Source organism: Aquamicrobium soli, assembly GCF_042646345.1.
Classification (GTDB): domain Bacteria; phylum Pseudomonadota; class Alphaproteobacteria; order Rhizobiales; family Rhizobiaceae; genus Mesorhizobium; species Mesorhizobium soli_A.
The window spans coordinates 25,761-48,110 of sequence record NZ_JBHRTK010000035.1 but is presented as its reverse complement, the minus strand read 5'-3'; the positions used below and the strand labels follow the sequence as shown (position 1 = coordinate 48,110).

The 22,350-nt window shown below is 66.1% G+C and carries 24 protein-coding genes; 8 read left to right on the top strand and 16 right to left on the bottom strand.

Features of this window, described 5'->3' with window-relative positions; translation table 11 throughout:
* Nucleotides 1–144: 144 nt before the first annotated feature.
* Complete coding sequence (locus tag ACFOHJ_RS24530; RefSeq protein WP_378225726.1) at nucleotides 145–483, top strand: P-II family nitrogen regulator; 339 nt, start codon at nucleotides 145–147, stop codon at nucleotides 481–483.
* A gap of 47 nt (nucleotides 484–530) precedes the next feature.
* Complete coding sequence (gene glnA / locus ACFOHJ_RS24525) at nucleotides 531–1,940, top strand: type I glutamate--ammonia ligase (protein WP_378225724.1); 1,410 nt, start codon at nucleotides 531–533, stop codon at nucleotides 1,938–1,940.
* 65 nt (nucleotides 1,941–2,005) lie between these two features.
* Here glnA and ACFOHJ_RS24520 read toward each other — a convergent pair whose 3' ends face one another.
* The 7 genes from ACFOHJ_RS24520 to ACFOHJ_RS24490 all read right to left on the bottom strand — a co-directional run bounded on the left by ACFOHJ_RS24520 (nucleotide 2,006) and on the right by ACFOHJ_RS24490 (nucleotide 8,769).
* Nucleotides 2,006–3,580, bottom strand: coding sequence for an ABC-F family ATP-binding cassette domain-containing protein (locus ACFOHJ_RS24520; protein WP_378225722.1), 1,575 nt, complete (start codon nucleotides 3,578–3,580; stop codon nucleotides 2,006–2,008).
* 216 nt (nucleotides 3,581–3,796) lie between these two features.
* Nucleotides 3,797–4,585: an ATP12 family chaperone protein gene (locus ACFOHJ_RS24515; protein WP_378225720.1), complete on the bottom strand. Its 789-nt coding sequence runs from the start codon at nucleotides 4,583–4,585 to the stop codon at nucleotides 3,797–3,799.
* A 12-nt stretch (nucleotides 4,586–4,597) separates the two neighbouring features.
* Entirely contained in the window at nucleotides 4,598–5,524 is a 927-nt protein-coding gene (locus ACFOHJ_RS24510; protein WP_378225719.1) for a DMT family transporter, read from the bottom strand.
* A 19-nt stretch (nucleotides 5,525–5,543) separates the two neighbouring features.
* Nucleotides 5,544–6,527: an RluA family pseudouridine synthase gene (locus tag ACFOHJ_RS24505; RefSeq protein ID WP_378225717.1), complete on the bottom strand. Its 984-nt coding sequence runs from the start codon at nucleotides 6,525–6,527 to the stop codon at nucleotides 5,544–5,546.
* A 70-nt stretch (nucleotides 6,528–6,597) separates the two neighbouring features.
* A complete protein-coding gene (locus tag ACFOHJ_RS24500) occupies nucleotides 6,598–6,846 on the bottom strand; it encodes a ParB N-terminal domain-containing protein (protein ID WP_378225716.1) in 249 nt (82 codons plus the stop codon).
* A gap of 39 nt (nucleotides 6,847–6,885) precedes the next feature.
* The gene (locus tag ACFOHJ_RS24495; protein ID WP_378225714.1) at nucleotides 6,886–8,148 is read right to left on the bottom strand and encodes a cysteine desulfurase-like protein; all 1,263 of its coding nucleotides are present in this window, start codon (nucleotides 8,146–8,148) and stop codon (nucleotides 6,886–6,888) included.
* A gap of 105 nt (nucleotides 8,149–8,253) precedes the next feature.
* Nucleotides 8,254–8,769: a hypothetical protein gene (locus ACFOHJ_RS24490; protein ID WP_378225712.1), complete on the bottom strand. Its 516-nt coding sequence runs from the start codon at nucleotides 8,767–8,769 to the stop codon at nucleotides 8,254–8,256.
* Nucleotides 8,770–8,936: 167 nt separating this feature from the next.
* Between ACFOHJ_RS24490 and ACFOHJ_RS24485 the strand changes: the two genes are divergently transcribed.
* Nucleotides 8,937–9,104 (top strand): hypothetical protein, encoded by a 168-nt coding sequence (locus ACFOHJ_RS24485; RefSeq protein WP_378225711.1) that lies wholly within the window; start codon nucleotides 8,937–8,939, stop codon nucleotides 9,102–9,104.
* Between the two features lie 18 nt (nucleotides 9,105–9,122).
* Here ACFOHJ_RS24485 and ACFOHJ_RS24480 read toward each other — a convergent pair whose 3' ends face one another.
* Nucleotides 9,123–9,629, bottom strand: coding sequence for a DUF1993 domain-containing protein (locus tag ACFOHJ_RS24480; RefSeq protein ID WP_378225709.1), 507 nt, complete (start codon nucleotides 9,627–9,629; stop codon nucleotides 9,123–9,125).
* Nucleotides 9,630–9,756: 127 nt separating this feature from the next.
* Between ACFOHJ_RS24480 and ACFOHJ_RS24475 the strand changes: the two genes are divergently transcribed.
* Nucleotides 9,757–10,809: a DUF1176 domain-containing protein gene (locus ACFOHJ_RS24475; protein ID WP_378225707.1), complete on the top strand. Its 1,053-nt coding sequence runs from the start codon at nucleotides 9,757–9,759 to the stop codon at nucleotides 10,807–10,809.
* A 3-nt stretch (nucleotides 10,810–10,812) separates the two neighbouring features.
* Here the strand turns inward: ACFOHJ_RS24475 and ACFOHJ_RS24470 are convergent, their stop codons facing one another.
* The 7 genes from ACFOHJ_RS24470 to ACFOHJ_RS24440 all read right to left on the bottom strand — a co-directional run bounded on the left by ACFOHJ_RS24470 (nucleotide 10,813) and on the right by ACFOHJ_RS24440 (nucleotide 17,544).
* On the bottom strand, nucleotides 10,813–11,673 hold the full coding sequence (locus ACFOHJ_RS24470) for an alpha/beta hydrolase family protein (protein ID WP_378225705.1): 861 nt from the start codon (nucleotides 11,671–11,673) through the stop codon (nucleotides 10,813–10,815).
* 303 nt (nucleotides 11,674–11,976) lie between these two features.
* Nucleotides 11,977–13,590: an NTP transferase domain-containing protein gene (locus tag ACFOHJ_RS24465; RefSeq protein WP_378225703.1), complete on the bottom strand. Its 1,614-nt coding sequence runs from the start codon at nucleotides 13,588–13,590 to the stop codon at nucleotides 11,977–11,979.
* Nucleotides 13,587–14,303 (bottom strand): XdhC family protein, encoded by a 717-nt coding sequence (locus ACFOHJ_RS24460; RefSeq protein ID WP_378225701.1) that lies wholly within the window; start codon nucleotides 14,301–14,303, stop codon nucleotides 13,587–13,589. The genes ACFOHJ_RS24465 and ACFOHJ_RS24460 overlap by 4 nt, the downstream gene beginning before the upstream one ends.
* Nucleotides 14,304–14,348: 45 nt before the next feature.
* A complete protein-coding gene (locus ACFOHJ_RS24455; protein ID WP_378225700.1) occupies nucleotides 14,349–14,687 on the bottom strand; it encodes an XdhC family protein in 339 nt (112 codons plus the stop codon).
* A gap of 27 nt (nucleotides 14,688–14,714) precedes the next feature.
* The gene (locus tag ACFOHJ_RS24450; RefSeq protein ID WP_378225698.1) at nucleotides 14,715–15,968 is read right to left on the bottom strand and encodes a vWA domain-containing protein; all 1,254 of its coding nucleotides are present in this window, start codon (nucleotides 15,966–15,968) and stop codon (nucleotides 14,715–14,717) included.
* Nucleotides 15,969–16,095: 127 nt separating this feature from the next.
* Nucleotides 16,096–17,025: an AAA family ATPase gene (locus tag ACFOHJ_RS24445; protein WP_378225696.1), complete on the bottom strand. Its 930-nt coding sequence runs from the start codon at nucleotides 17,023–17,025 to the stop codon at nucleotides 16,096–16,098.
* A 24-nt stretch (nucleotides 17,026–17,049) separates the two neighbouring features.
* On the bottom strand, nucleotides 17,050–17,544 hold the full coding sequence (locus ACFOHJ_RS24440) for a flavin reductase (RefSeq protein WP_378225694.1): 495 nt from the start codon (nucleotides 17,542–17,544) through the stop codon (nucleotides 17,050–17,052).
* Nucleotides 17,545–17,707: 163 nt separating this feature from the next.
* Between ACFOHJ_RS24440 and ACFOHJ_RS24435 the strand changes: the two genes are divergently transcribed.
* A complete protein-coding gene (locus tag ACFOHJ_RS24435; RefSeq protein ID WP_378225692.1) occupies nucleotides 17,708–18,769 on the top strand; it encodes a branched-chain amino acid ABC transporter substrate-binding protein in 1,062 nt (353 codons plus the stop codon).
* Nucleotides 18,769–19,770 carry a P1 family peptidase gene (locus ACFOHJ_RS24430; RefSeq protein WP_378225691.1) on the top strand — a complete coding sequence of 334 codons (1,002 nt, stop codon included), beginning with the start codon at nucleotides 18,769–18,771 and terminating at the stop codon, nucleotides 19,768–19,770. Before ACFOHJ_RS24435 ends, ACFOHJ_RS24430 begins: the two co-directional genes overlap by 1 nt.
* 5 nt (nucleotides 19,771–19,775) lie before the next feature.
* Here the strand turns inward: ACFOHJ_RS24430 and ACFOHJ_RS24425 are convergent, their stop codons facing one another.
* Nucleotides 19,776–20,033: a DUF2171 domain-containing protein gene (locus ACFOHJ_RS24425; protein ID WP_378225689.1), complete on the bottom strand. Its 258-nt coding sequence runs from the start codon at nucleotides 20,031–20,033 to the stop codon at nucleotides 19,776–19,778.
* A gap of 80 nt (nucleotides 20,034–20,113) precedes the next feature.
* Here ACFOHJ_RS24425 and ACFOHJ_RS24420 point away from each other — a divergent pair, with 80 nt between their 5' ends.
* Together ACFOHJ_RS24420 and purB are read left to right on the top strand one after the other, a co-directional pair.
* Entirely contained in the window at nucleotides 20,114–20,872 is a 759-nt protein-coding gene (locus tag ACFOHJ_RS24420) for a DUF2259 domain-containing protein (RefSeq protein ID WP_378225688.1), read from the top strand.
* Between the two features lie 106 nt (nucleotides 20,873–20,978).
* Nucleotides 20,979–22,280, top strand: a complete 1,302-nt coding sequence (purB, locus tag ACFOHJ_RS24415; protein ID WP_378225687.1) for an adenylosuccinate lyase — start codon at nucleotides 20,979–20,981, stop codon at nucleotides 22,278–22,280.
* Nucleotides 22,281–22,350 lie beyond the last annotated feature (70 nt).

Genomic DNA, 22,350 nt, shown 5'->3' with positions numbered 1-22,350 from the left:
CACCAAGCATTCCCCCCTCGCCCTGGCATGCCTTGGAACCGGAGCCGACCCGCCATTCCTGGCGCAAAACGCAAACTGGCACGGTTCCTGCTTTAGATGGGCGAGCGGGCCGACAACCCGTCTTTTCGAACCGGAGGCCCACCCATGAAGAAGATCGAAGCCATCATCAAGCCCTTCAAGCTGGACGAAGTGAAGGAGGCCCTGCAGGAGGCCGGCCTGCAAGGCATCACCGTCACCGAGGCGAAGGGCTTCGGGCGCCAGAAAGGCCATACCGAGCTTTATCGCGGCGCCGAATATGTCGTCGACTTCCTGCCCAAGGTGAAGATCGAACTGGTGCTGGGCGACGACGCCGTGGAAACCGCGATCGAGGCGATCCGCAACGCGGCGCAAACCGGACGCATCGGCGACGGCAAGATCTTCGTCACCAACGTCGAGGAAGTCATCCGCATCCGTACCGGCGAGACCGGTCTGGACGCCATCTGAACCCCAACCCCAACATTTGAAAACGGCATAACAGGAAACAACACACCATGACGACCGCCGCCGACATCCTGAAGCAAATCGCCGACAACGACGTGAAGTTCGTCGACCTGCGCTTTACCGACCCGAAGGGCAAACTGCACCACGTCACCGTGGACGTTGGCGAAATCAACGAAGACATCTTCGCCGACGGCGTGATGTTCGACGGCTCGTCCATCCATGGCTGGAAGGCCATCAACGAGAGCGACATGGTGCTGATGCCCGACCCGGAATCGGCGCATATGGACCCGTTCTTCGCGCAGTCTACGATGGTGATCCTGTGCGACATCCTCGACCCGATCTCGGGCGAGGCCTATAACCGCGACCCGCGCGGCATCGCCAAGCGAGCGGAAGCCTACATGAAGGCCGAGGGCATCGGCGACACCATCTATGTCGGGCCGGAAGCCGAGTTCTTCATCTTCGACGACGTCAAGTTCAAGGCAGATCCCTACAACACCGGCTTCAAGCTGGATGCCTCGGAACTGCCGTCCAACGACGATTCCGACTATGAGACCGGCAACCTCGCCCACCGCCCGCGCGTCAAGGGCGGCTATTTCCCGGTCCCGCCGATCGATTCGTGCCAGGACATGCGCTCCGAAATGCTGTCGGTGATGCAGGAAATGGGCGTGCATGTCGAAAAGCACCACCACGAGGTGGCCGCCGCCCAGCACGAACTCGGCATCAAGTTCGACACGCTGGTGCGCAACGCCGACAAGATCCTGATCTACAAATACGTCGTGCACCAGGTCGCCAACGCCTACGGCAAGACCGCGACCTTCATGCCCAAGCCGATCTTCGGCGACAACGGCTCGGGCATGCATGTCAACATGTCGATCTGGAAGGGCGGCAAGCCGACCTTTGCCGGCAACGAATATTCCGGCCTGTCGGAAACCTGCCTGTTCTTCATCGGCGGCGTCATCAAGCATGCCAAGGCAATCAACGCCTTCACCAACCCGCTGACCAACTCCTACAAGCGGCTGGTGCCGGGCTACGAGGCGCCGGTGCTGCTCGCCTATTCGGCGCGCAACCGCTCGGCATCGTGCCGCATCCCCTTCGGCACCTCGCCGAAGTCGAAGCGGCTGGAAGTGCGCTTCCCCGATCCGGGCGCGAACCCCTACCTCGCCTTCGCCTCGCTGCTGATGGCCGGCCTCGACGGCATCAAGAACAAGATTCATCCCGGCCAGCCGATGGACAAGGATCTTTATGACCTGCCGCCGAAGGAACTGAAGAAAATCCCGACCGTGTGCGGCAGCCTGCGCGAGGCGCTGCAGAGCCTCGACAAGGACCGCGGCTTCCTCAAGGCAGGCGGCGTGTTCGACGACGACCTGATCGATTCCTACATCGAACTGAAGATGGCCGAGGTGATGCGCTTCGAAATGACGCCGCACCCGGTCGAGTACGACATGTACTACTCGGTGTAAGCTGCCCCATCCTCCAGGGAAAAAGGCCTGCCCCCGAATCTTCGGGGGCAGTTTTTTCTGCGGACCTAGCCGACCCGGAACTCCCGCTCAATGCCGACGGCGCTGAGAAACGCCGGATCGTGGCTGACGATCATCAGGGCGCCGTCGAAGGCGCTCAGCGCCTTTTCCAGGAGTTCCACCGATTCGATGTCGAGATGGTTGGTCGGCTCGTCGAGAATGAGCAGCCAGGGCGGACGCTCGCCGGCAAGCGTACAGGCAAGGCCGGCGCGCAGGCGCTCGCCGCCGGACAGCGTGCCGACGGCCTGGCGGGCGTCGCGATTGCGGAAGGCAAAGCGCGCGCAGGCGGCATAGGCTTCCTCCTCGCCGAATTCCGCGTTCAGCCGGCGGAAATTGTCCAGGATGCTGGTTTCGGGATCGAGTATCCCGACATGCTGGTCAAGCAGCGCGATGCGCCCTTCGGCCCTACGCACGCGACCCCCTGATGGGGCGAGCGCGCCGGCGGCGAGTTTCAGCAGTGTCGTCTTTCCCGTGCCGTTCGCCCCCATGACGGCCACGCGCTCCGGCCCGCAAAGGTCGAGGCTCCAGGGTCCGAAGCGGCGCTGCCCGACCTCGACCGTAACCCGATCCAGCGCGAGCAGTTGCACGCCAGTCGGCAGGCCGCTCGGCGGCAGGGAAATCGTCAGCGGCGCCAGCACCTCGACCCTGGAGCGGGCAGCTTCGGCGTTTGCCGTCGCCTCGCCGACGAGCCGCTCGCCCACTCGCCGGGCGCGGCCGCCGCTGTTTTCGGCCCGTTCGGCCCGCGCGCCAAGCAGGATCTTCGGTTCCGCCCCCTTGGCCGCGACCGCGCGGCCGGCCTTGTCGCGGCGCGCCTTGGCCTCCTGCTGGCGCTGGAACGCTTGCCGGGCCGCGCGCAGCGACGCCTGCGACCGCTCCAGTTCCAGCGCAGCCTGCGTCCGCTCGGCCTCGCGCAGCGCCACGAAGGCCGACCAGCCGCCGCCGACGATATGAACGCCGACCGGCGTCAGTTCGACGATGCGGTCCATGGCCTCCAGAAGCTCGCGGTCATGGCTGGCGACCAGCACGCCGCCCTTCCAGCCACGCACCAGCGCATGGATCGCCGCGCGGCCCGCCGCATCGAGATTATTGGTGGGCTCGTCCAGGAGCAGGAAATCCGGCCTGTCCACCAGAAGCCGAGCGATGCCGACGCGGGTGCGCTCGCCGCCCGACAGCGTCCCCATCCGGCGATCAAGCGGCATTGGCGGCAGGCCGACTTCGGCGAAGGCTTCCTCGATCCTTGCCTCGAGCGTCCAGTCGGCATGGTCGAAATCTTCGGCGCTGCCCTTGCCCGCAAGCACGCGCCGGACCACGGCAAGGGCATCGGCGGCGCCCAGCGCCCCCGCCAGCATGAGGTCTTCCGGCCAGTCCTGCACCAGCATGCCGATGCTGCCGGTACGGCGGATATCACCGGAAGCGGGCCCCGCCAGGCCGGCAACCATACGCAAAAGAGTGGATTTCCCGGAGCCGTTGCGGCCGACGAGGCCGACGCGCTCGCGGCCTATCGAAAGGCTGAGATCGCTGAAAAGAAGCTGGTGTTCAGGAGGCTGGGCAGAAACGGAATCGAGCGTGAGAAAGGCAGTCATGGGAACCCGTGCGATCGGATGAAACAAGGCGACTTGCGGTTTTCATCCGGTCGTTCATCGGGCCAACTCCTTCACGCGTAAGAGCCTCTACCTAGGCAACGAAGAAGCATAGTGCAACAGTGCGGGCGTCCCATTCGCCCCGCACCGACCTCCAGACCGACGCTCGCGCGCCAGCTTTTTTCCAATTCCAGAAATCTGGCGGCGGCCGGCCTGCCGTCAGCCCAGCGCTTGCAGCAGGCGGACAGCGGCCAGGAAATCACGGTGGCGGGCGTTGCGGCGGGCGACCGCCTCGGCGTCCTGCCCCCATTGCTCGATCTGCCAGTCCTCGTCGACATGGGCGGCGCGCCATGCGGCCTCGGCGTCCACTTCGCCCGCTTCCACCGCCAGCGCCAGCAGTGCCGAGCCGGTCAGCGAGGTCATCAGGTGCAGGGCCGCCAGCCGCATCGGCTCGCTGCGCTGCCTGAGATGCGCGCCGAGCACGGCGATCGATTCGCGCGGCTGCTCGACGTGGATCACCCCCTCGGCAAGATTAAAGCGCGCCCCGAGGGTCGAGCGCACCCAGTCGAGCACCGGGTCCCAGTGGGTGTTCTGGCGCTCCACCAACCCTTGCGGCGTATCGGCCCGGTAGCAGAGCATGTCGGTCGAGGCGAAGCGCAGGATGTCTTCCAGCACCGCCTGCGGCTCGTTGGCGACGCCGTCCAGCGCGGTGTTGACCAGCCGCATCACCGGCATCACCACCGGGTCGATCACCTCTTTCTGCGCCTCGAACTCCGCCGCCACCAGCGAAGCCGCTTCCTGCGTCGGCAGCGCCAGCAGGGCCTTGGCCGGCGTGCGCACCGGCCTGCCGTCGAGTTGGACGGCAAAGGCGTCCTCCACCGGCGCAACCGCAACGGCCTTGTAGAAGCGCTTGGGCAGATGCGTCTTCATCTGGATCTGCGCGCGGCGCACCGGATCGGGGTCGGACAAATGCGGGCCGTCTTCCAGATCGTTCAGAATCTCGCGCATGAGCGCCTCCTTTCAGACCGGAACCGTGCGGCGCGGCGGCCGGTTGACGACGATGAGGCCGGCGGCGATCAGCGCCAGCGCCAGGAAAAGCCGCGGCGTCAGGGGCTCGCCGAGAAACAGCGCTCCGCACAATACGCCGAAGGCTGGACTGAGGAAAGCGAAGCTCGCCAGGCCGGACGCCGGATAGCGGCCAAGCAGCCAGAACCACACGACGTAGGTGAAGGCGACGATGTAGGTGCCCTGGAACAGCAAGGCAAGGACCGGAACGGCCGCCACGTCCCGGATCGGAGGCCCCGAAAACGGCATCACCAGGATGCCGACCACTGCCGCGCCGGCCAGTTGATAGAGCAGCAGTTTCTCGGCGCTGGTGCGGGCAAGGCTGGTGGAGCGCTTGATGACGAGGTTGGACAGCGCCCACAGCACGCCGGCCCCGAGGCTGAGCACATCCCCGAGCAGGGTCGCCTCGCCGCCGCCGCTGCTCAGCTTGTCGGAAAACACGACGACCAGCCCGGCAAAGGCCAGCAGCAGCCCCGTCAGCTTTCGCAGGGTGAAATGCTCGCCCAGCAGGAAATGCGCGCCAAGCAGCATCCAGAACGGCATGGCATTGACCAGCAGCGTGTTGCGCACCACCGTGGTGCGTTCGAGGCCGATATAGAGCAGCAGGAACTCCAGCCCGAACAGGACGCCGACGACCATGCCGGCGACAAGCGTCCCGTCTCGCCGGAACAGCGGGATGCCGCGCCACAGGCACCAGAGGAAAACTAGCGAGCCGCCGATCGCCGAGCGGGCGATCGAGATGAACACCGGATCGAAGCCGATATAGGACAGCTTGGCCGCGACGTAGTTCAGCCCCCACGAAAAGGTCAGGCCGACCATGATGAGGGCGGCTGCCGTATCGACGGCGTCGCGGCGATCGAGCGCGGCGGAGGAATGGCTCATGGCTCGTGTCCCACCAGGGTCAGTCCTCGGCGCTCGCCTCGTCGAAGCCGAGCAGGTTCCAGCTCTGGCGCATGTGCGGCGGCATCGGCGCCGTCACGTCGATGACGCCCTTGTCCGGATGCGGAATGACGATGCGGCGCGCATGCAGGTGCAGGCGGTTCTGGATGCCACCCGGAAATTCCCAGTTGGTGTCGGCCTCGAAATATTTCGGATCGCCGATGATCGGGCAGCCAAGGAAGGCGGCATGGACGCGAAGCTGGTGGGTGCGGCCGGTATAGGGCTGCATTTCCAGCCAGGTCAGCGCCTGCGCCGCCTGCTCGACGATGCGGTAGAAGGAAATGGCATGGTCGGCGCCCTTTTCGCCATGCCTGGCGATGCGCATGCGGTCGCCGTCCAGGGTCTGCTCCTTGATCAGCCAGGTGGAAATCTTGTCCTCGCGCTTGGGCGGGACGCCCTTGACCAGCGCCCAGTAGGTCTTTTCCGTCTCGCGGGCGCGGAACGCCTCGGCGAGTTTCATCGCCGCAAGCCGCGTGCGGGCGACGACCAGCACGCCCGAGGTGTCGCGGTCGAGGCGGTGGACGAGGCGCGGCTTCTCGCCTTTCCTGTTGCGCCAGGCTTCCAGCATGTCGTCGACGTTGCGGGTAACGCCAGAGCCGCCCTGCACCGCCAGCCCGGCCGGCTTGTTGAGGACAAAAACCTTGTCGTCCTCGTGCAGCAGCATTTTCTGCAGCACGTCGGCATCGCCCTGGTTGCGGATCGAATGGCCGGTGAGGTTTTCGTCGGCCCCCTTCTTGTCGACGTCGAGCGGCGGGATGCGCACCACCTGCCCCGGCTCGACGCGCGTATCGGTCTTGGCGCGACCGCCGTCGATGCGCACCTGGCCGGAGCGCAGCAGCTTTTGCAGATGGCCGAAGCCGAGGCCCGGATAATGGGCCTTGAACCAGCGGTCGAGCCGCATGCCCGCCTCGCCGGCCTCCACCGTGATCTGTTCTACCCCTGCCATTCTTCTTTAAATCCGTTTCAAACATTTCCGGCCGGGCGGCCGCTGCCGCCCTGATGCCGGCGTCGCCTGTTCAGTGCTGCCTGGCCCGCACCAGATAGGCGTCGATGGTGGTTTCGCCCAGCCATTTCGCCGCCTCCAGCCGGTGCAGCCCCTCGACCAGGACGTAGCGCTTGCCGTCGTTGCGCACCTGGATCGGCATCTTCATGCCGTTTTCCAGAATGTCCTCCGCCAGATGCCGCACCGTTTCGGGATGCAGGGTCTTGCGGCGCGCCGTCGGCACATAGATGTCGTCGATCCTGACCTTCTCCACTCTCAGCATGCCGGCTCCGTCGAAGAGGGCTTGTTCCTGATAGGGTGTTTAACGTTGCTGCCGCAACATGGCGATGATGCGATGGACGCTTTCCAGCGTCTCGTCAATCTCGCTGGCCGTGTTGTAGTGCGCAATACCGATGCGCACGACGCCATCTTCAGCCGGAATACCGAGATGGTGGACGACCTCCCACGCGTAATTGTGGCCCGACCATACGAATATCCCTTCCGCATTCATCTGCCGCACGATGGTTTCCGGCACGATTCCCTCGACGGTGAAGGAAACGGTCGGAACCCGCTCGGCGATGCGCGCGGGGTCGGTGATGCCGTGGATGGTCAGCCCGGGTATGTCCGAAAGCCCGTCGATCAGACGCATCGCCAGTTCGTTCTCGTAGGCAATCGAGGCGGCGTAGGCGGCGGCGATCTTCTGCCGCCGCGACCCCATTTCGCCGGTTGCCGCGCCGAGTTTCTCGAAATGGCCCACGGCCGCCGACAGGCCAGCCAACAACTCGATCTGGAGCGTGCCGAGTTCGAACCGATCCGGCAGGGCGTCGGATGAACAACGGCACTTGTACGGCTGCAACGCCGCGACGACGTCGCGCCGGCCCCACAGCACGCCCATATGCGGCCCGAAGAACTTGTAGGCTGAGCAGGCGAGGAAATCGCAGCCGATATCCTGCACGTCGACGAGGCCGTGCGGCGCGAACTGCACCGAGTCGACATAGACCAGCGCGCCGGCCTTCTTGGCGATGGCCGTCAGCGCCTTCACCCGGTTGATCGAGCCGGTCAGGTTGCTGGCGTGGTTCAGCGCCACCAGCCGGGTCTTTTCGTTGAGCAATTCGGCGAGGGCCGCCTCCTCCACCTGCCACGTTTCCCGGTCGAACGGCAGGAAGCGCACGACCAGCCCCTTGTCCTCGGCCAGTTGCAGCCAGGGCGAGACGTTGCCCTCGTGGTCCATGCGGGTCAGGACGATCTCGTCGCCCGGCATGAAGCCGCGGCCGAGCGTGCGCGACATATGATAGGTCAGCGTCGTCATGTTGGGGCCGATGATCACTTCCTCGGGCGAGGCCGCTCCCAGGAAATCGGCCATCGCCTGATGGGCGTCGTCGACGATCTTTTGCGCGGCAAGCGTCGTGGTGAAGAAGCCGCCGAGATTGGCGTTGGTGGCAAGCAGGCAGTCCGATACGGCGTCAGCCACAGCGCGCGGCACCTGCGTGCCTGCGGGATTATCCAGATAGATGCGCCGGCGACCTTCGTCGTTGAGGCCAAGCGCCGGAAAATCCTTGCGCACGCTGTCGACGGGAAATGCCATGAAATACCCCTCAGTGATGGCCGGCGCCACGCGCCCCTGCCGCCTTCATAGCGCAGGAAGCGCCGGTCGAGCAGCCATGCCAGCGGGGATTTGCTTGTGGGACAGTTACCGGCGCTTAGCCGCCAGAGCCTTACGCCTGGCGTCGTCGATCAGCATGTTGGCGATCTGCATGCGCACCATGGCGCGTTGGCGCAGATGCGGCGCCACGCGGTCGGGATGGTTGGAAAACGCGAAGCTGCGGCGAAGCAGGCTGAAATCGACCGGCGTGGCGGCCCCGCCGAGCCCCAGTTCGGCGGCGATCGATTCGGCGTCGACCGGCGGCAGCTTTTCCTCGGGCTGGCCGGGCCCGGCCTCGGCGAAGGGCTGCATGCGGTCCAGGAAGGCGGCAAACTCGGACGCGAGGTCGGACATGGCCTGCGCATTCTCGCGGTATTCGGCATCCAGCCCGTCGGTGGAAACCGTTATGCGTCCCGAATGCAGTTCGTCGGCAACCGCCAGATAGTCCAGCCGCACGGACGGGCCGGCATCGGCCTGCTCGACCAGTTCGCGGGCCTGAAAAAGGCCGTCGAGGACGGCCGCGAAATTCTCACCCCTGCTGGCTATTCCAGCCTCCTCTTGCACCCCGCTGCGCCGGTGGCAGACGCACCCTCGCGACGGATAGAGCCTCGCCGTTAAGAATGGATACGCGGCCTTGCGAAAAATTTAACGATCGCGACCTATGCTGCACTGCACAATCGTCACAAAGCGCCTATATGCGAGGCACGGGAGGAACAACACGGAGCCTAGACATGGCGTTCCTCACTGAATTGTTTTCCCGCCCCCGCCCGCAGGACGAAGCGCGCTACCGCGCCGCCCTTGCGCTGCTGAACGCGATGAGCAACGCCGAGCGCACCGACATCCGGGTCAAGCCCGCCGATTTTCCGCGCATCGCCCGTGAAACGGCGATGCGCGGCTAGTGCTGGGGCAAGGGCTGCTCAACGCGTACCGAGATAGTCGCCCTTGCCGATCGGCACCCCGTTATGACGCAGGATGTCGTAGGCGGTGGTGACGTGGAAGTAGAAATTCGGCATCGCGACGTCGAGCAGGTAGCGCAGGCCGGTCAGGGTCATTTCCTGGCCACCGAGCTTGAGGCTGACCGACTTGCCGTCCGAACCGTCGATGTCCTTCGCCGAGAAGGTGGCCAGATGGGCAAGCGTCTTTTCGATGCGCGCCTGCAGGTCGGCGAAGGTGGTTTCGCTGTCCTCGTATTTCGGCACCTCGCGGCCGGCCAGCCGCGAGGGTGCGCCCTTGGCGTGGTCGGTCGCGATCTGCACCTGCCGTGCCAGCGCGAACATGTCGGGCGCCAGCCGAGCACCGATGAACACCTGCGGATCGATCTTGCGGTCGGCGGCATTCTTCTCGGCAATCGCCAGCACCTTCGAAAGGGCCTTCAGGCGGGTGGAAAATACAGGCACGCTGGCCTCGTACATGGAAATGGTCACGGTAATTTCTCCTGATGCGGCTTGCTTCGCCGCCGCCTCGTCGTAGCGCTTTGGGGCCTGATCCTTCAAGCGCCACGGCCACGCCGCAATCGGCATTACCATCGGACGGACACAGCGGAGATTCGCGATGAACAATCCCCTCGCCGCATCCTTGGCCACAGCGCTCGGCCTGATGGCGGCAACGCCAGTCCTGGCGGCCGAACTGCCCTATCTGGACGACCGCTCCACACCGGAGGCGGTGCTGAACTCGCTCTACAACGCGGTCAACCGCCACGAATACGCCCGCGCCTGGGACTATTTCGGCGAGGACAAGCCAGCCAAGGATTTCGACACCTACATCAAGGGGTTCGATGGCACCGACCATGTCGACATCAAGACCGGCGGCGAGGCCAGCGAGGGGGCGGCCGGCAGCATCTATTTCACCGTTCCGGTCGCCGTGCGCGCCGTCGCCTCCGACGGCAGCGAAAAGATATTCGCCGGCTGCTACACGCTGCGGCAGGTCAATGGCGAGATCCAGAGCCCGCCGTTCAACCCGATCCATATCGAAAAGGGCGAACTGAAGCCCTCGACCGCCGCCTTCGAGGACGCCGTCCCCACCACCTGCGGCGACGGGCCGCCGCTGCCCAAGAAGGATACGGTGCTGGAGCGCGCCAAGGCGATGTTTGCCATCGACTATGCCAGCCAGTGCGACGCGACACGGCCCGATGGTTCGGCCGCCGGCGAGCCCGAGGAACATGTCATCCACTACACCGACACCGCTGGCGACGGCAGCGGCAACGACGAGAAGGCGGCGCGCCTGTTCCGCTTCTTCTGCTCCATGGGCGCCTATAACGAAAGCGCCGTCTACTACCTCTCGACCGATGCCGACACCTTGCGGCAGGTGCAGTTCGCCACGCCGGAACTCGATATCCGCTATGAGAACCCCGACAATCAGGAAAAGGTCGAGTCGGTCGGCATCGTCGGCTTCCAGGCCGACGAGCGGCTGGTCAATTCCAGCTATGACGACGCCACCAGGTCGATCACCTCGAACAACAAATGGCGCGGCGTCGGCGATGCCGGGACCTCGGGTACCTGGCTGTTCAGAAACGGCCAGTTCTCGCTGGTGCAGTTCGACGTAGACGCCTCGTTCGACGGCCAGAACAACCCCGAAACCGTGCTCGACTACAATACCCCGCCCTGAGCCTCAGGGCGCGGCCGACAGCATCCAGTTCAGTGTCTCGCGCCAGTCGGTCATGCGGATCGGCGTGCCGTGCGTGCCGGTTTCGAACCGCACGAAGCGCGTCGGATAGGCTTTCGACTTCGCCAGAATGGAACGGAAGAAGGCTTCCTGGTTCTCGACCGGGAATACCGTGTCCTTGCTGCCCTGGCCGAAAAACACCGGCACCTTGCGCCTGAAGGCGGGGCTGGAAAAGAAGCTCTCGTCCCACAGCGAGCCGAGCAGCATCAGCCCGCTGATGCGGCCGCCGGTGTCTTTGCGCCCGGCGAGCTTCCAGCACAGCGCCCCGCCCATCGAGCCGCAGGCGACGATGATCTTCGCGCCGGGCGATTGCCCGGCATAGTGGTCGATGAGGGCGGCGATCTCGGCCGCGCCCTTGTCTCCGAAATCGGAAAAATCCGGCGACAGATAGAGCCCGCCGTTCGCCGCCATCAGGTTCTTGATGCGGTTGAAATTGCCGCCGAAGGTGAAGTCGTCCACGCCCTGCTTGCGCGAACCGCCCTGCCCGTGCAGGTAAAGCACGATGACGGCAGCCCCGGCGCTTTTGCCTACCGCGACGTGGCGGACGGCGCCCGAATCCGTGTTGAGGACAAGGTCCTTCTGCACCGAGCGTACGCCGGTATCGACATATTTCGCCCATGCCCGCCGCTCGGGGACCTGATCGCGCTCGTTGATGTCGCGCAACTCGCGATAGTCGATCACCCGATAGCGGCCGCTGTCGCCGCTCGACAGTTCCGCGGGATAGGCGAACAGGGCGTCCTTGAAGGGTTTTAGCGCTTCGGCCGAAGCCGGGGCGGCCGAGAATGCCAGCAGCGCGGACACGGCCAAGGCTGCGATCCTTCGCGCGCGCCGGCTGACTTGCCGGTTTTTGCCGGGCGAAAGTGTAGCTGCGCCGGTCCTTACCCCCACCCCTGCCCCCTCCCCACAAGGGGGAAGGGGAAGGCGCTGCGGCCCTACCGGTGCCGATTTGCGGGAATGGGCAACGGAAGACCGTACCGGATTCCCCGCCCCCTTGTGGGGAGGGGTCAGGGGTGGGGGTAAACTGCCGTCCACAAGGCCGCCAGAGCCGGAAACGAAAAAGCGCATGGCCAACGCATGCGTTGGCGGCGCGCGCTTGTCAACGCGCGAAGATCACCCTTGCAGTATGCCGCCGGCGCGGCTCATCGCCTCGGGCGTATCGACATCGACCGCCGCCGCCTCGCCGATCTCCACGTCGATGACGTCGAGCCCTTCCGCCTCGACCAGATGGCGCGCGCCGGTATCGCCTTCCAGATGCGCGACCGCGCCGAACAGGCTTCGCGGCAGGATGACGGGGTTGCCGCGCCGGCCCTCATGCGTGGCGCGCACCACCGACTTGCCCTCGCCCTTGGCGAAAGCGCGGATCAGCCGGTTGATGTCCATATCGGCGATGCCCGGCATGTCGCCGAGCACGATCATCGCCCCGGTGGCGTCCTGGGGCACATTGGCGATCCCCGCCTTCAGCGACGACGCCAGCCCGGTGGCGAAATCCGGATTGTAGGCGAAGCTCACGCCTAGCCCCGCCAGGGCTTCTTCCACCCGCTCGCGCTGGTGGCCGGTGACGACGACGACCCCCGCTGCCTTCGAAGCGAGCGCGGTCTCGGCCGCGCGGCGGACCAGCGGCTTGCCATCGAACGAGGCGAGCAGCTTGTTCGGCCCTCCCATGCGGCTGGAGCGGCCGGCGGCCAGCAGCACCACCGGCACCTGCGGGCGCAGCGGCACCGGCAGCGGCTCGCGCGGCTGCGGCCGGGTCGGAATTTCCATCAGCAGGCCGCCGACGCCCATGCCGGCGATATCGTCGGCGGTAAGGCCGAGGCGCGCGGTCAGGCGGTCCAGCACCCAGTCGAAGCCGTTGGCCTTGGGGCTTCGCGCGCAACCCGGCGCGCCCCAGACCGGCTTGCCCTCGCGCTCGCCCAGCACGAACAGGTTGCCCGGGTCGACCGGCATGCCGGAGCGGTAGACATGGCCGCCCGATGCCTTGATCGCGGCCGGGATGACGTCGTCCTCCGGGTCACTCATGGCGGAAGCGCCGAACACCAGCACCATGTCGCTTTGCGGCGCAAGCTCCTCGATGGCGCGGGCGACATCGGCGGCGGCATGCAGCGTACGCTTCTCAACAACGACCGAACTGCCGGAGCGCGCCAGCCTTTCCTCGGTCACCCGCAGCGTCTTGTCGAGCACGCTCGCCTTGATCGAGGGCAGCACCGTCTGCACCACCGCGACCGACAGCGGCCGGTAGGCGTGGACGGCGAAGGCCTGCCGGCCGCCGGCCAGTTCGAGCACCTTGTCCAGCACCGGCTGCTTGACGGCGAAGGGGATGATCTTCACCGTCGCCACCATCTGGCCGGCAACCACGGGCGCGAATTCGGCAAGCGTCGCCAACGTCACGTCCGGATCGACGCGGTTCACCGCATCGACCAGCGCCCGGTCCACGGTGAAGATGCCGTCGGTGTCGGCGAAGATGTTGACGCGGCCGGTGGCGGCCGGCTTGGCCGTCGCGCCGGAAAAGCTCAGGACCTCGGTCAAGCGATCGGCGGCGGCGTTCTCCTCGATGTCGTCGTCGTCGAGCACGGCGACGATGACCTCCTCGAACCCCGCCTCACGCAGGATTTCGACGTCCTCGGCGGTCAGCAGGTGCGCCTTGCGGTAGCGCTTGGCGCCGGCAACGGTGGAATGCGCGAGGATGGCGCCTTCGGCTTCCCCGACCGGCACTGGCCCGAACTTCATGCCGCTTCTCCCTTGGCCTCGCGCTGGCCGTCGAGGCCGCGCGTGCGCAGCGCCCGGATCGCCTGCGCCAGGACGGCGACCGCGATCTCGGCCGGGCTGGCGGCGCCGATGTCGAGCCCGATCGGCGCATGGATACGTTCGATCTGCTCGGCCGTGGCACCCATGGCGGTGAGGCGCGAAACCCGCTTGGCGTGGGTCTTGCGGCTACCGAGCGCACCGATATAGAAGCAGCCGGCATCAAGCCCGGCCTTCAGCGGAAAATCGTCGATCTTGGGGTCGTGGGTGACGAGAACCAGCCCGGTATAGGCATCGAGCGGCCGCTTTTCGAGCACATCCTGCGGCCATTCGGGATAGAGCGCGATGCCGGGGAACCGCTCCTCGCTGGCAAAGGCGGTGCGCGGATCGATGATCTCGACCGGATAGCCGGCGATCTCCGCCATCGGCGCCAGCGCTTGGCTGATATGCACCGCGCCGATGATGACGAGGCGCGCATGCGGCAGGTGCGCATTGAGGAAAAAGCTCTTGCCGTCGGCCTCGACCACGCCCGACTTGCCGCTGCGGAACGCACTTTTCACCGCTTCGCCGAGTTCGCCGGCAACCGTGTCGCCCTCGTGCACGATGCGGTCGCCGCCGTCGGTGAGGTCGGTCACCAGCACCACCGCGCGGCGGGCGCGGCGCTCCGCATTGACGGTTTTCAGTGTCGCAACATCCATCTCAACCTCCCGCAAAACGCACCCGGCAAAACCACCTGCCGGATCCTATCCCAGCCGCTCGACATAGACCTTGATGGTGCCGCCGCAGGAAAGCCCGACCTGGATGGCGGTTTCGTCGGCGACGCCGAATTCGAGCATGCGCGCCTTGCCGCTTTCCAGCACCTCCATCGCCTCGGTCACCACCGCGCCCTCGACGCAGCCGCCGGAAACCGAGCCCTCGAAATTGCCTTCGGCATCGATGACCAGATGCGAGCCGACCGGGCGCGGCGCCGAGCCCCAGGTCTGCACCACGGTAGCGATCGCCACCTGACGGCCGGCATCCAGCCAGTTCTCCGCGATCACCAGCGGATCGCGGGCTTCGTCCAGGGCTGCATTGTTTTCCATATCCGTTCTCCCAAAGGAAACAGCACTTTATGCCGCGAACCTCGCCGCAGGCTCCAGCCAGCGGCGGGGATCGACCGCCTGCGCCGAACGCTTGTCCAGCGAGGCGACGAGGTCGGCCAGCGCATCGAGATTGTGGACGGCGCGGAACTCGTCGACATGCGGCAGCATGGCGCGCACGCCGCGCGCTCGCGGCTCGAAGCCGTCGAAGCGCAGCAGCGGGTTCAGCCAGATCAGCCGCCGGCACGATTTGTGCAGCCGCTCCACCTCGCCGGCCAGCCCCTCGACATCGTCGCGCTCCAGCCCGTCGGTGATCAAAAGCACGATGGCGCCCTGCCCCAGCACGCGGCGCGACCACAGCCGGTTGAACTCGGCCAGCGCCTCGCCGATGCGGGTGCCGCCCGACCAGTCCTTGACCGCCAGCGCGCAGTCGGCCAGCGCCTCGTCCGGGTCGCGGTGGCGCATCTGGCGGCTGAGGTTGGTCAGCCGGGTGCCGAAGACGAAGGCGTGCACACGCCGCCGCTTTTCGGTGAGCGCGTGCAGGAAATGCAGGAAGATGCGGCTGTACTGGCTCATCGAGCCGGAAATGTCGGCCAGCACCACCAGCGGGGGATGCACCTGCCGGGTCGAGCGGAATTTCGGCAGGATCAGTTCGCCGCCCATTCGCGACGCCGAGCGCATCATGGCGCGCGGATCGACGCGGCGGCCATGCGGGTCCGGCTTGAAGCGCCGGGTCATGACCATGTCGAAGGGCAGCCGCAGTTCTGAGATCGCCTTCTTCGCCTGGGCGATCTCGGCGGCGCTCATCTGCGCGAAATCCTTGCCGCGCAGCACCTCGTCGCCCGAGACCGTAAAGCGCGCATCGACCTCGATCTCCGGCACCTCGCGCGGCGGCCGGTTTTTCTGCTGCCCCTCGAACAGCGCCTGGCTGACGCGGTTTTCGGCGGCGCGCGGCTTCACCCGCTCGCGCCTGTCGGGAGCGACCGGCGAAAACATCGCCAGCATCTTTTCGACCAGTTCGCGCGACTTCCAGTAAAGGCGAAACGCCTCGTCGAAGACGGCATGGTCCTCATGGCGCGAAACCAGCACGGAATGCAGCGTCCAGTAGAAATCGTCGCGGTCGCCGATGCCGGCCGCCAGCACCGCCTCGATGGCATCCTTGACGGAAGCCGGGCCGACCCGCATGCCGGCCTTGCGCAGCGCCCGCGCGAAATAGACGATGTTGTCGGCCATACGGCCTTCGGGATCGGGCCGTGCGACGGTGATGGGTGCAGCGCCTGTCATGCCCCTACCCCTAACCCCTCCCCACAAGGGAGAGAGAAATCGCAAGCGCCGCACCAGAATCCCCCTCCCCCTTGTAGGGAGGGGTCAAGGGTGGGGGTAACAGCCTGCCGCGAACCGGAGCCATGGCCTACTCCGCCGCCGCAAGCTCGGCCTTGACCTCGTCGAGGATGCGGTGGCCTTCGCCCTGGCCGATGCGGGCGATGTCGTCCTGGTATTTGAGCAGTACGCCGATGGTATCGGAGATGGTTTCGGGATCGAGCGCGATCTTGTCGAGTTCGGTCAGCGCACCAGCCCAGTCGATGGTCTCGGCGACGCCCGGCACCTTGAACAGGTCGATCTGGCGCAGCCTCTGCACGAAGGAAACCACCTGCGCCGACAGGCGGCTGTTTGCCTGCGGCACCTTGGCGCGCACGATTTCCAGTTCGCGCGCCGCATCGGGATAATCGACCCAGTGATAGAGACAGCGGCGCTTCAGGGCGTCGTGGATTTCGCGGGTGCGGTTGGTGGTGATGATGACGATCGGCGGTTCCTCCGCCCGGATGGTACCGAGTTCCGGCACGGTGACCTGGAAATCGGAGAGGATTTCAAGGAGAAACGCCTCGAACGCCTCGTCGGTACGGTCGAGTTCGTCGATCAGGAATACCGGGGCCGCACCTGCCTTGCCGGTCAGCGCGTCGAGGACGGGGCGGCGGATCAGGTATTTTTCGGAAAAGACGTTACGCTCCATGGCCGAGCGCTCGACCGCACCGGAGGCTTCCTCCATGCGGATCTCGATCATCTGCGCGGCGTAGTTCCACTCGTAGACGGCCGAGGAGACGTCGAGGCCCTCATAGCATTGCAGGCGGATCAGCCGGCGCCCCAGCGTCTCGGCCAGCACCTTAGCGATCTCCGTCTTGCCGACGCCGGCCTCGCCTTCGAGGAAAAGCGGCCGCTTCATGCGCAGGCTCAGGAACAGCACCGTCGCCAGCGCGCGATCCGCCACGTAGTTCGAGGCGGTCAGCAAATCGAGCGTTTCGTCGATGGATTGGGGTAGCCCGCGCGGCTTCAGTTCAGTCATCGTCTCTCCCGGGCGCCGTCCATGCTAGAGGACGTGATAATCCCGGCCATGGTAGATCAGCGGCTTGACGTTATCCCCGGTGCGCAGGCCTGTCACCTTGCCAAAAAGCACACGATGGGTGGCCAGGTCCTTGGTATCGATCACTTCGCAATCGAAGACCACCAGCGCATCGGCCAGCGTCGGCGCGCCGGTGGCGATGGTGTCCCAGCGGCCGAGTTCGAAGCGCTTTTCCATGCCGAGGCCGGTCAGGCCGGAAAAGGCGACCGACAGGGCCTTGTGATGCGAGGTGAGCGTGTTGAGCGCGAAGCGGCCGTTTTCGACGAACAGGTCGTTGCGGGGGTTCTCGCGGTTGAGGCACACCAGCACCGTCGGCGGCGTGTCCGACACCGAACAGGCTGCGATCACCGTGGTGCCGCGCCTGCCGGCGGGACCGTCGGTGGTCACGATGTGGACGTGTCCGGCAAACAGGCTCATCGCATCGCGATAGGCCTGCGGCCCAATGTCATTTTTTACCAGCACCGGTAATTTCCCGCTATACGCCGTACCCGTTATATACGGCGCGTACCCATCGGCTACAAGCACGGTGCCGTCGGCCACCGGAATTGGCGTGTTGCGCCAGACCCATCCAGCCGTTACCTCTTGCTGCAGGATAGCCAGTTCCGGCTAAAGGAATGTTACCCCGATGCATCTTGCCAAAGCCGTGACATCGGTGCTCGCCGGCCTTCTTCCAGGCATCGCGGCGGCACAGTCGGGCACGATCGGCGTGGCCGCGCCCCTGTCGGGACCGTCGGAACTGCTCGGCCGGCAGATCGAAGCCGGGGCCAGCCTCGCGGCCAATGCCAACGGCGCCACGCTCATGGTCGCCGACGACGCCTGCACGGCCGAGGGCGGAAGTGCTGCGGCGCAGAAATTCGCCGAGGCCAAGGCCAGCGTCGTCGTCGGCTTCCTCTGCACCGAGGCGATCGAGGCGGCGCTGCCGATCCTGAAGGAAGCCGGCATCCCGGTGATCACGGTCGGCGTGCGCACCGAAAGCCTGACCGACCAGCGCGAGAAGACCGGCTGGCCGCTGTTCCGGCTGGCGGCGCGCGGCGACGACGAGCGCAACGCCGCCGCCGCTATCGTGACCCGGCTATGGCGCGACGACCTGTTCGCGGTCATCGACGACGGCACCATCTATGGCCGCGAGCTTGCCGAAACCGTCCGCGCCACGGCCGAACAGGCGGCGCTGAAGCCGGCCTTCGTCGACACGTTCCGGCCGCAGATGGACAACCAGATCGGCCTCGTCGGACGGCTGAGGAAGGCCGGCGCGACGAAAGCCTTCGTCGGCGGCGACGGCAGCGACGTCGCCATCATGGGACGCGATGCGCAGCAACTTGGCGCCGACATCGTGTTTGCCGGCGGCGAGGCGCTGCGCGCTGCCCATGGCGACGTGCCCTACGCCACCGGAACGCTGATGATCGCGCAGCCGGAGTGGGCCGAGGTGGCCGACAAGATGGTGCTCGACGCCTTCGCCGCCGCCGAGATCGAGCCGGACGGCTATGCCTTGCCGGCCTATGCGGCGGTGCAGATCGCCGTCGCGGCCGAAGCGTCCGCGAACGGCAACCTCAGCGAAACGCTTTCCAGCAGCGACTTCTCCACGGCGATCGGCCCGGTCCGCTTCGACAAGAAGGGCGACCTCACCCAGAACCCCTACCGCGTCTACCGCTTCGACGGAACGCGCTTCGTGGCGATGGAGACGAACTGATGGTGCGCACGGGGCCGAAGAACCTGATTACCGACGTCGCTGGCCTTCGCGTCGGCAACGCCGCCGATGCCCGGCTGAAATCCGGCGTCACCGCCATCCTGTGCGACGAGCCGACGGTGGCTTCCGTGCAGGTGCTGGGCGGCGCGCCGGGCACGCGCGAGACCGACCTGCTTGCGCCGCACAACACGGTCGAGGCCGTGCATGCACTGGTGCTGTCGGGCGGATCGGCCTTCGGCCTCGACGCCGCTTCCGGCGTGCAGGCCTGGCTGCGCGAACAAGGTGTCGGCTTCGAGGTCGCCGGCTTTCGCGTGCCGATCGTGCCGGCCGCGATCCTGTTCGACCTCGCCAATGGCGGCGACAAGGCATGGGACCGCTATCCGCCCTATCGCGACCTTGGCTACGAGGCGGCCCGGAATGCCGTGACCGATTTCGCCATCGGCACGGAAGGCGCGGGAACGGGCGCGCTGACGGCCAGCCTCAAGGGCGGGCTGGGCTCGGCTTCGACGGTGCTGGAGAACGGCGTAACCATCGGCGCGCTGGTGGCCGCCAACCCGGTGGGGTCGGTGACCATTGGCGAGACGAGACATTTCTGGGCCGCCCCGTTCGAGGTCGGTGGTGAGTTCGGCGGCCTCTCCTACCCTTCGCCTATGCCGGACGACGCACGCACGCTTCGCACCAAGTTCAATGCCCGCCAGGCCGGGGCGAATACGACGATCGCCGTCATCGCCACCGACGCGGTGCTGCCCAAGGCGACGGCGAAGCGGCTCGCCATCGCCGCCCATGACGGCTTCGCGCGCGCCATCTGGCCGACGCACACGCCGTTCGACGGCGACCTCGTCTTCGCGCTGGCCACCGGCAAGAGCGGCGTGGCGCTGTCGGCCGAGGCCGCCATCCACCTCTATGCCGAAGCCGGCGCGACCATGGCCCGCGCCATCAGCCGCGGCGTCTTTGCCGCCACCCCGGCAGAAGGCGACCTTTTTCCAGCGTGGTCGTCGCTCTGACCCGGTCAGGTCGGATCGTTCTTTTCTTCCTCGAACTCATCGGCGACGACATCGGCGTTGGCCGACAGCCACACCTTGTCGCCGTCGACCTCCGCGATCAGGCTGGCGGGGATGTAATGGTGATGCCCCCGGTGCGAGCCCTGGCCGCTGTCCTTCTTCGTCAGCTTGATTCGGTCGCCTTCGATGCCGTCGACGGTGCCGAGATGGACGCCGTCGGCGCCGACTACTTCCATATGCTCGCGAATGCTCGATGTATCGGCCATGATCGTTCTCCGTTGGAATTTGCGTGTCACAACGGTTGAGCTAGTAATTGGATGCATCGGATCGAAGGACGCGCGCAACCATGACCCCAGCAAGAACCCCAGCAAGAACCAGGCACCTTCTCGCCCTGGCCGGAATCGCGGCTCTGATAGTGGCGAGCATGGGCGGCGCGGCCGGGGCCGGCGATGCGGCGGAGCTCGAAATCCTCGGCTTCAGCAAGGACGGCGGCGTCTTCGCCTTCGAGGAATACGGCATCCAGGACGGCTCGGGCTTTCCCTACGCCAACCGCTATTACATCGACACGGCCACCGACACCTTCGTGAAGGGAACGCCGATCCGCGTGCGCGTCGACGACGAGGCAGCCTCGCTTGCTGATGCGCGCAGGCAGGCCCGCGACAAGGGCGAGGCGGTGGTCAAACAGGCCGAGCTTGCGGCCAATCCGGGCTATACGGCCGGGTTTAACGCGATCACCGAACTGTCCGCCGACCCGTACCGCATGGCGGTCAACCCGCGGCCCGTCTTCCCCGCCATCGACAAGCCGCTCGAATTCCGGCTCGAAGTTCTATCCTTCGGCGAGGCCGAGCAATGCCACGGCATGGGCGAGGCCGCCGGCCTGCGCCTGCTGCGCGTGGACGCCAGCGACGGCGGCAGGACTGTGATCGTGCACGAGGACAAGGCGCTGCCGCAAAGCCGCAACTGCCCGACCGGCTATTCGATCGGGGCTATCCAGACCTTTTCGACGCAAAACCGGCTGAGCCACTATGCCGTTCTGATTGCCGTGCGACAGGTCGGCTTCGAGGGGCCGAACCATCGCTGGATGGCGGTGACCGGCAAATTCTGAGCCCGGCCCGTGCATGGAGCCCGCCAAGGGCCGCATCGCGCGTTGAGCATTGCCGCCCGCTCTGTTAGGAGGCAGGCGACTTTCCGACAAGCTTGAGGACGTAGAGATGATCCCGCGTTATTCCCGGCCCGAAATGGTTGCCATCTGGTCGCCGGAAACGCGTTTCCGCATCTGGTTCGAGATCGAGGCACATGCCTGCGACGCGCTGGCCGAACTGGGCGTGATCCCGAAGGAAGCGGCAAAGACGATCTGGGAAAAGGGTGGCGCGGCGACGTTCGACGTGGAGCGCATCGACGAGATCGAGCGCGTGACCAAGCATGACGTCATCGCCTTCCTCACCCATCTTGCCGAATTCGTCGGGCCCGACGCGCGCTTCATCCACCAGGGCATGACGTCCTCGGACGTGCTGGACACCTGCCTTGCCGTGCAGTTGACGCGCGCCAGCGACCTGCTGCTCGCCGACCTCGACGCGCTGCTCGCGGCGCTGAAGCGGCGCGCCTTCGAGCACAAGGACACCGTCACCATCGGCCGCAGCCACGGCATTCATGCCGAGCCGACCACCTTCGGCGTCAAGCTGGCGGAAGCCTATGCCGAGTTCTCGCGAGCCCGCGAACGGCTGGTGCACGCGCGCGAAGACATCGCCACCTGCGCGATCTCCGGCGCGGTCGGCACCTTCGCCAACATCGACCCGTACGTCGAAGAGCACGTCGCGAAAAAGCTCGGGCTGAAGCCGGAGCCGGTTTCCACGCAGGTCATCCCGCGCGACCGTCACGCCATGTTCTTCGCCACGCTCGGCGTCATCGCCTCATCCATCGAGCGGCTGTCGATCGAAATCCGCCATCTCCAGCGCACCGAAGTGCTCGAGGCGGAAGAGTATTTCTCGCCGGGCCAGAAGGGCTCGTCGGCGATGCCGCACAAGCGCAACCCGGTGCTAACCGAAAACCTGACCGGCCTCGCCCGCATGGTGCGCTCCTACGCCATGCCGGCGATGGAGAACGTGGCGCTGTGGCACGAACGCGACATCTCGCACTCCTCGGTCGAGCGCATGATCGGTCCAGACGCTACCGTCACGCTCGATTTCGCGCTGGCGCGGCTGACCGGCGTGGTCGACAAGCTGTTGGTCTACCCCGACAACATGCTGAAGAACATGAACAAGTTCCGCGGGCTCGTCCACTCGCAGCGCGTGCTGCTGGCGCTGACGCAGGCCGGCGTTTCGCGCGAGGATGCCTACCGGCTGGTCCAGCGCAACGCCATGAAGGTGTGGGAACAGGGCAAGGATTTCCTGGAGGAACTGCTGGCCGACAAGGAAGTCACCGCCGCACTTCCCGAAGCCGAAATCCGCGAGAAATTCGACCTCGGCTACCACACCAAGCACGTGGACACGATCTTCAAGCGCGTGTTCGGGTAGAGAAGGCAGCCGCCCGTTCTTCTCCCCGTTCGCGGGGAGAAGGTGGCTCGAAGGGCCGGATGAGGGGCAA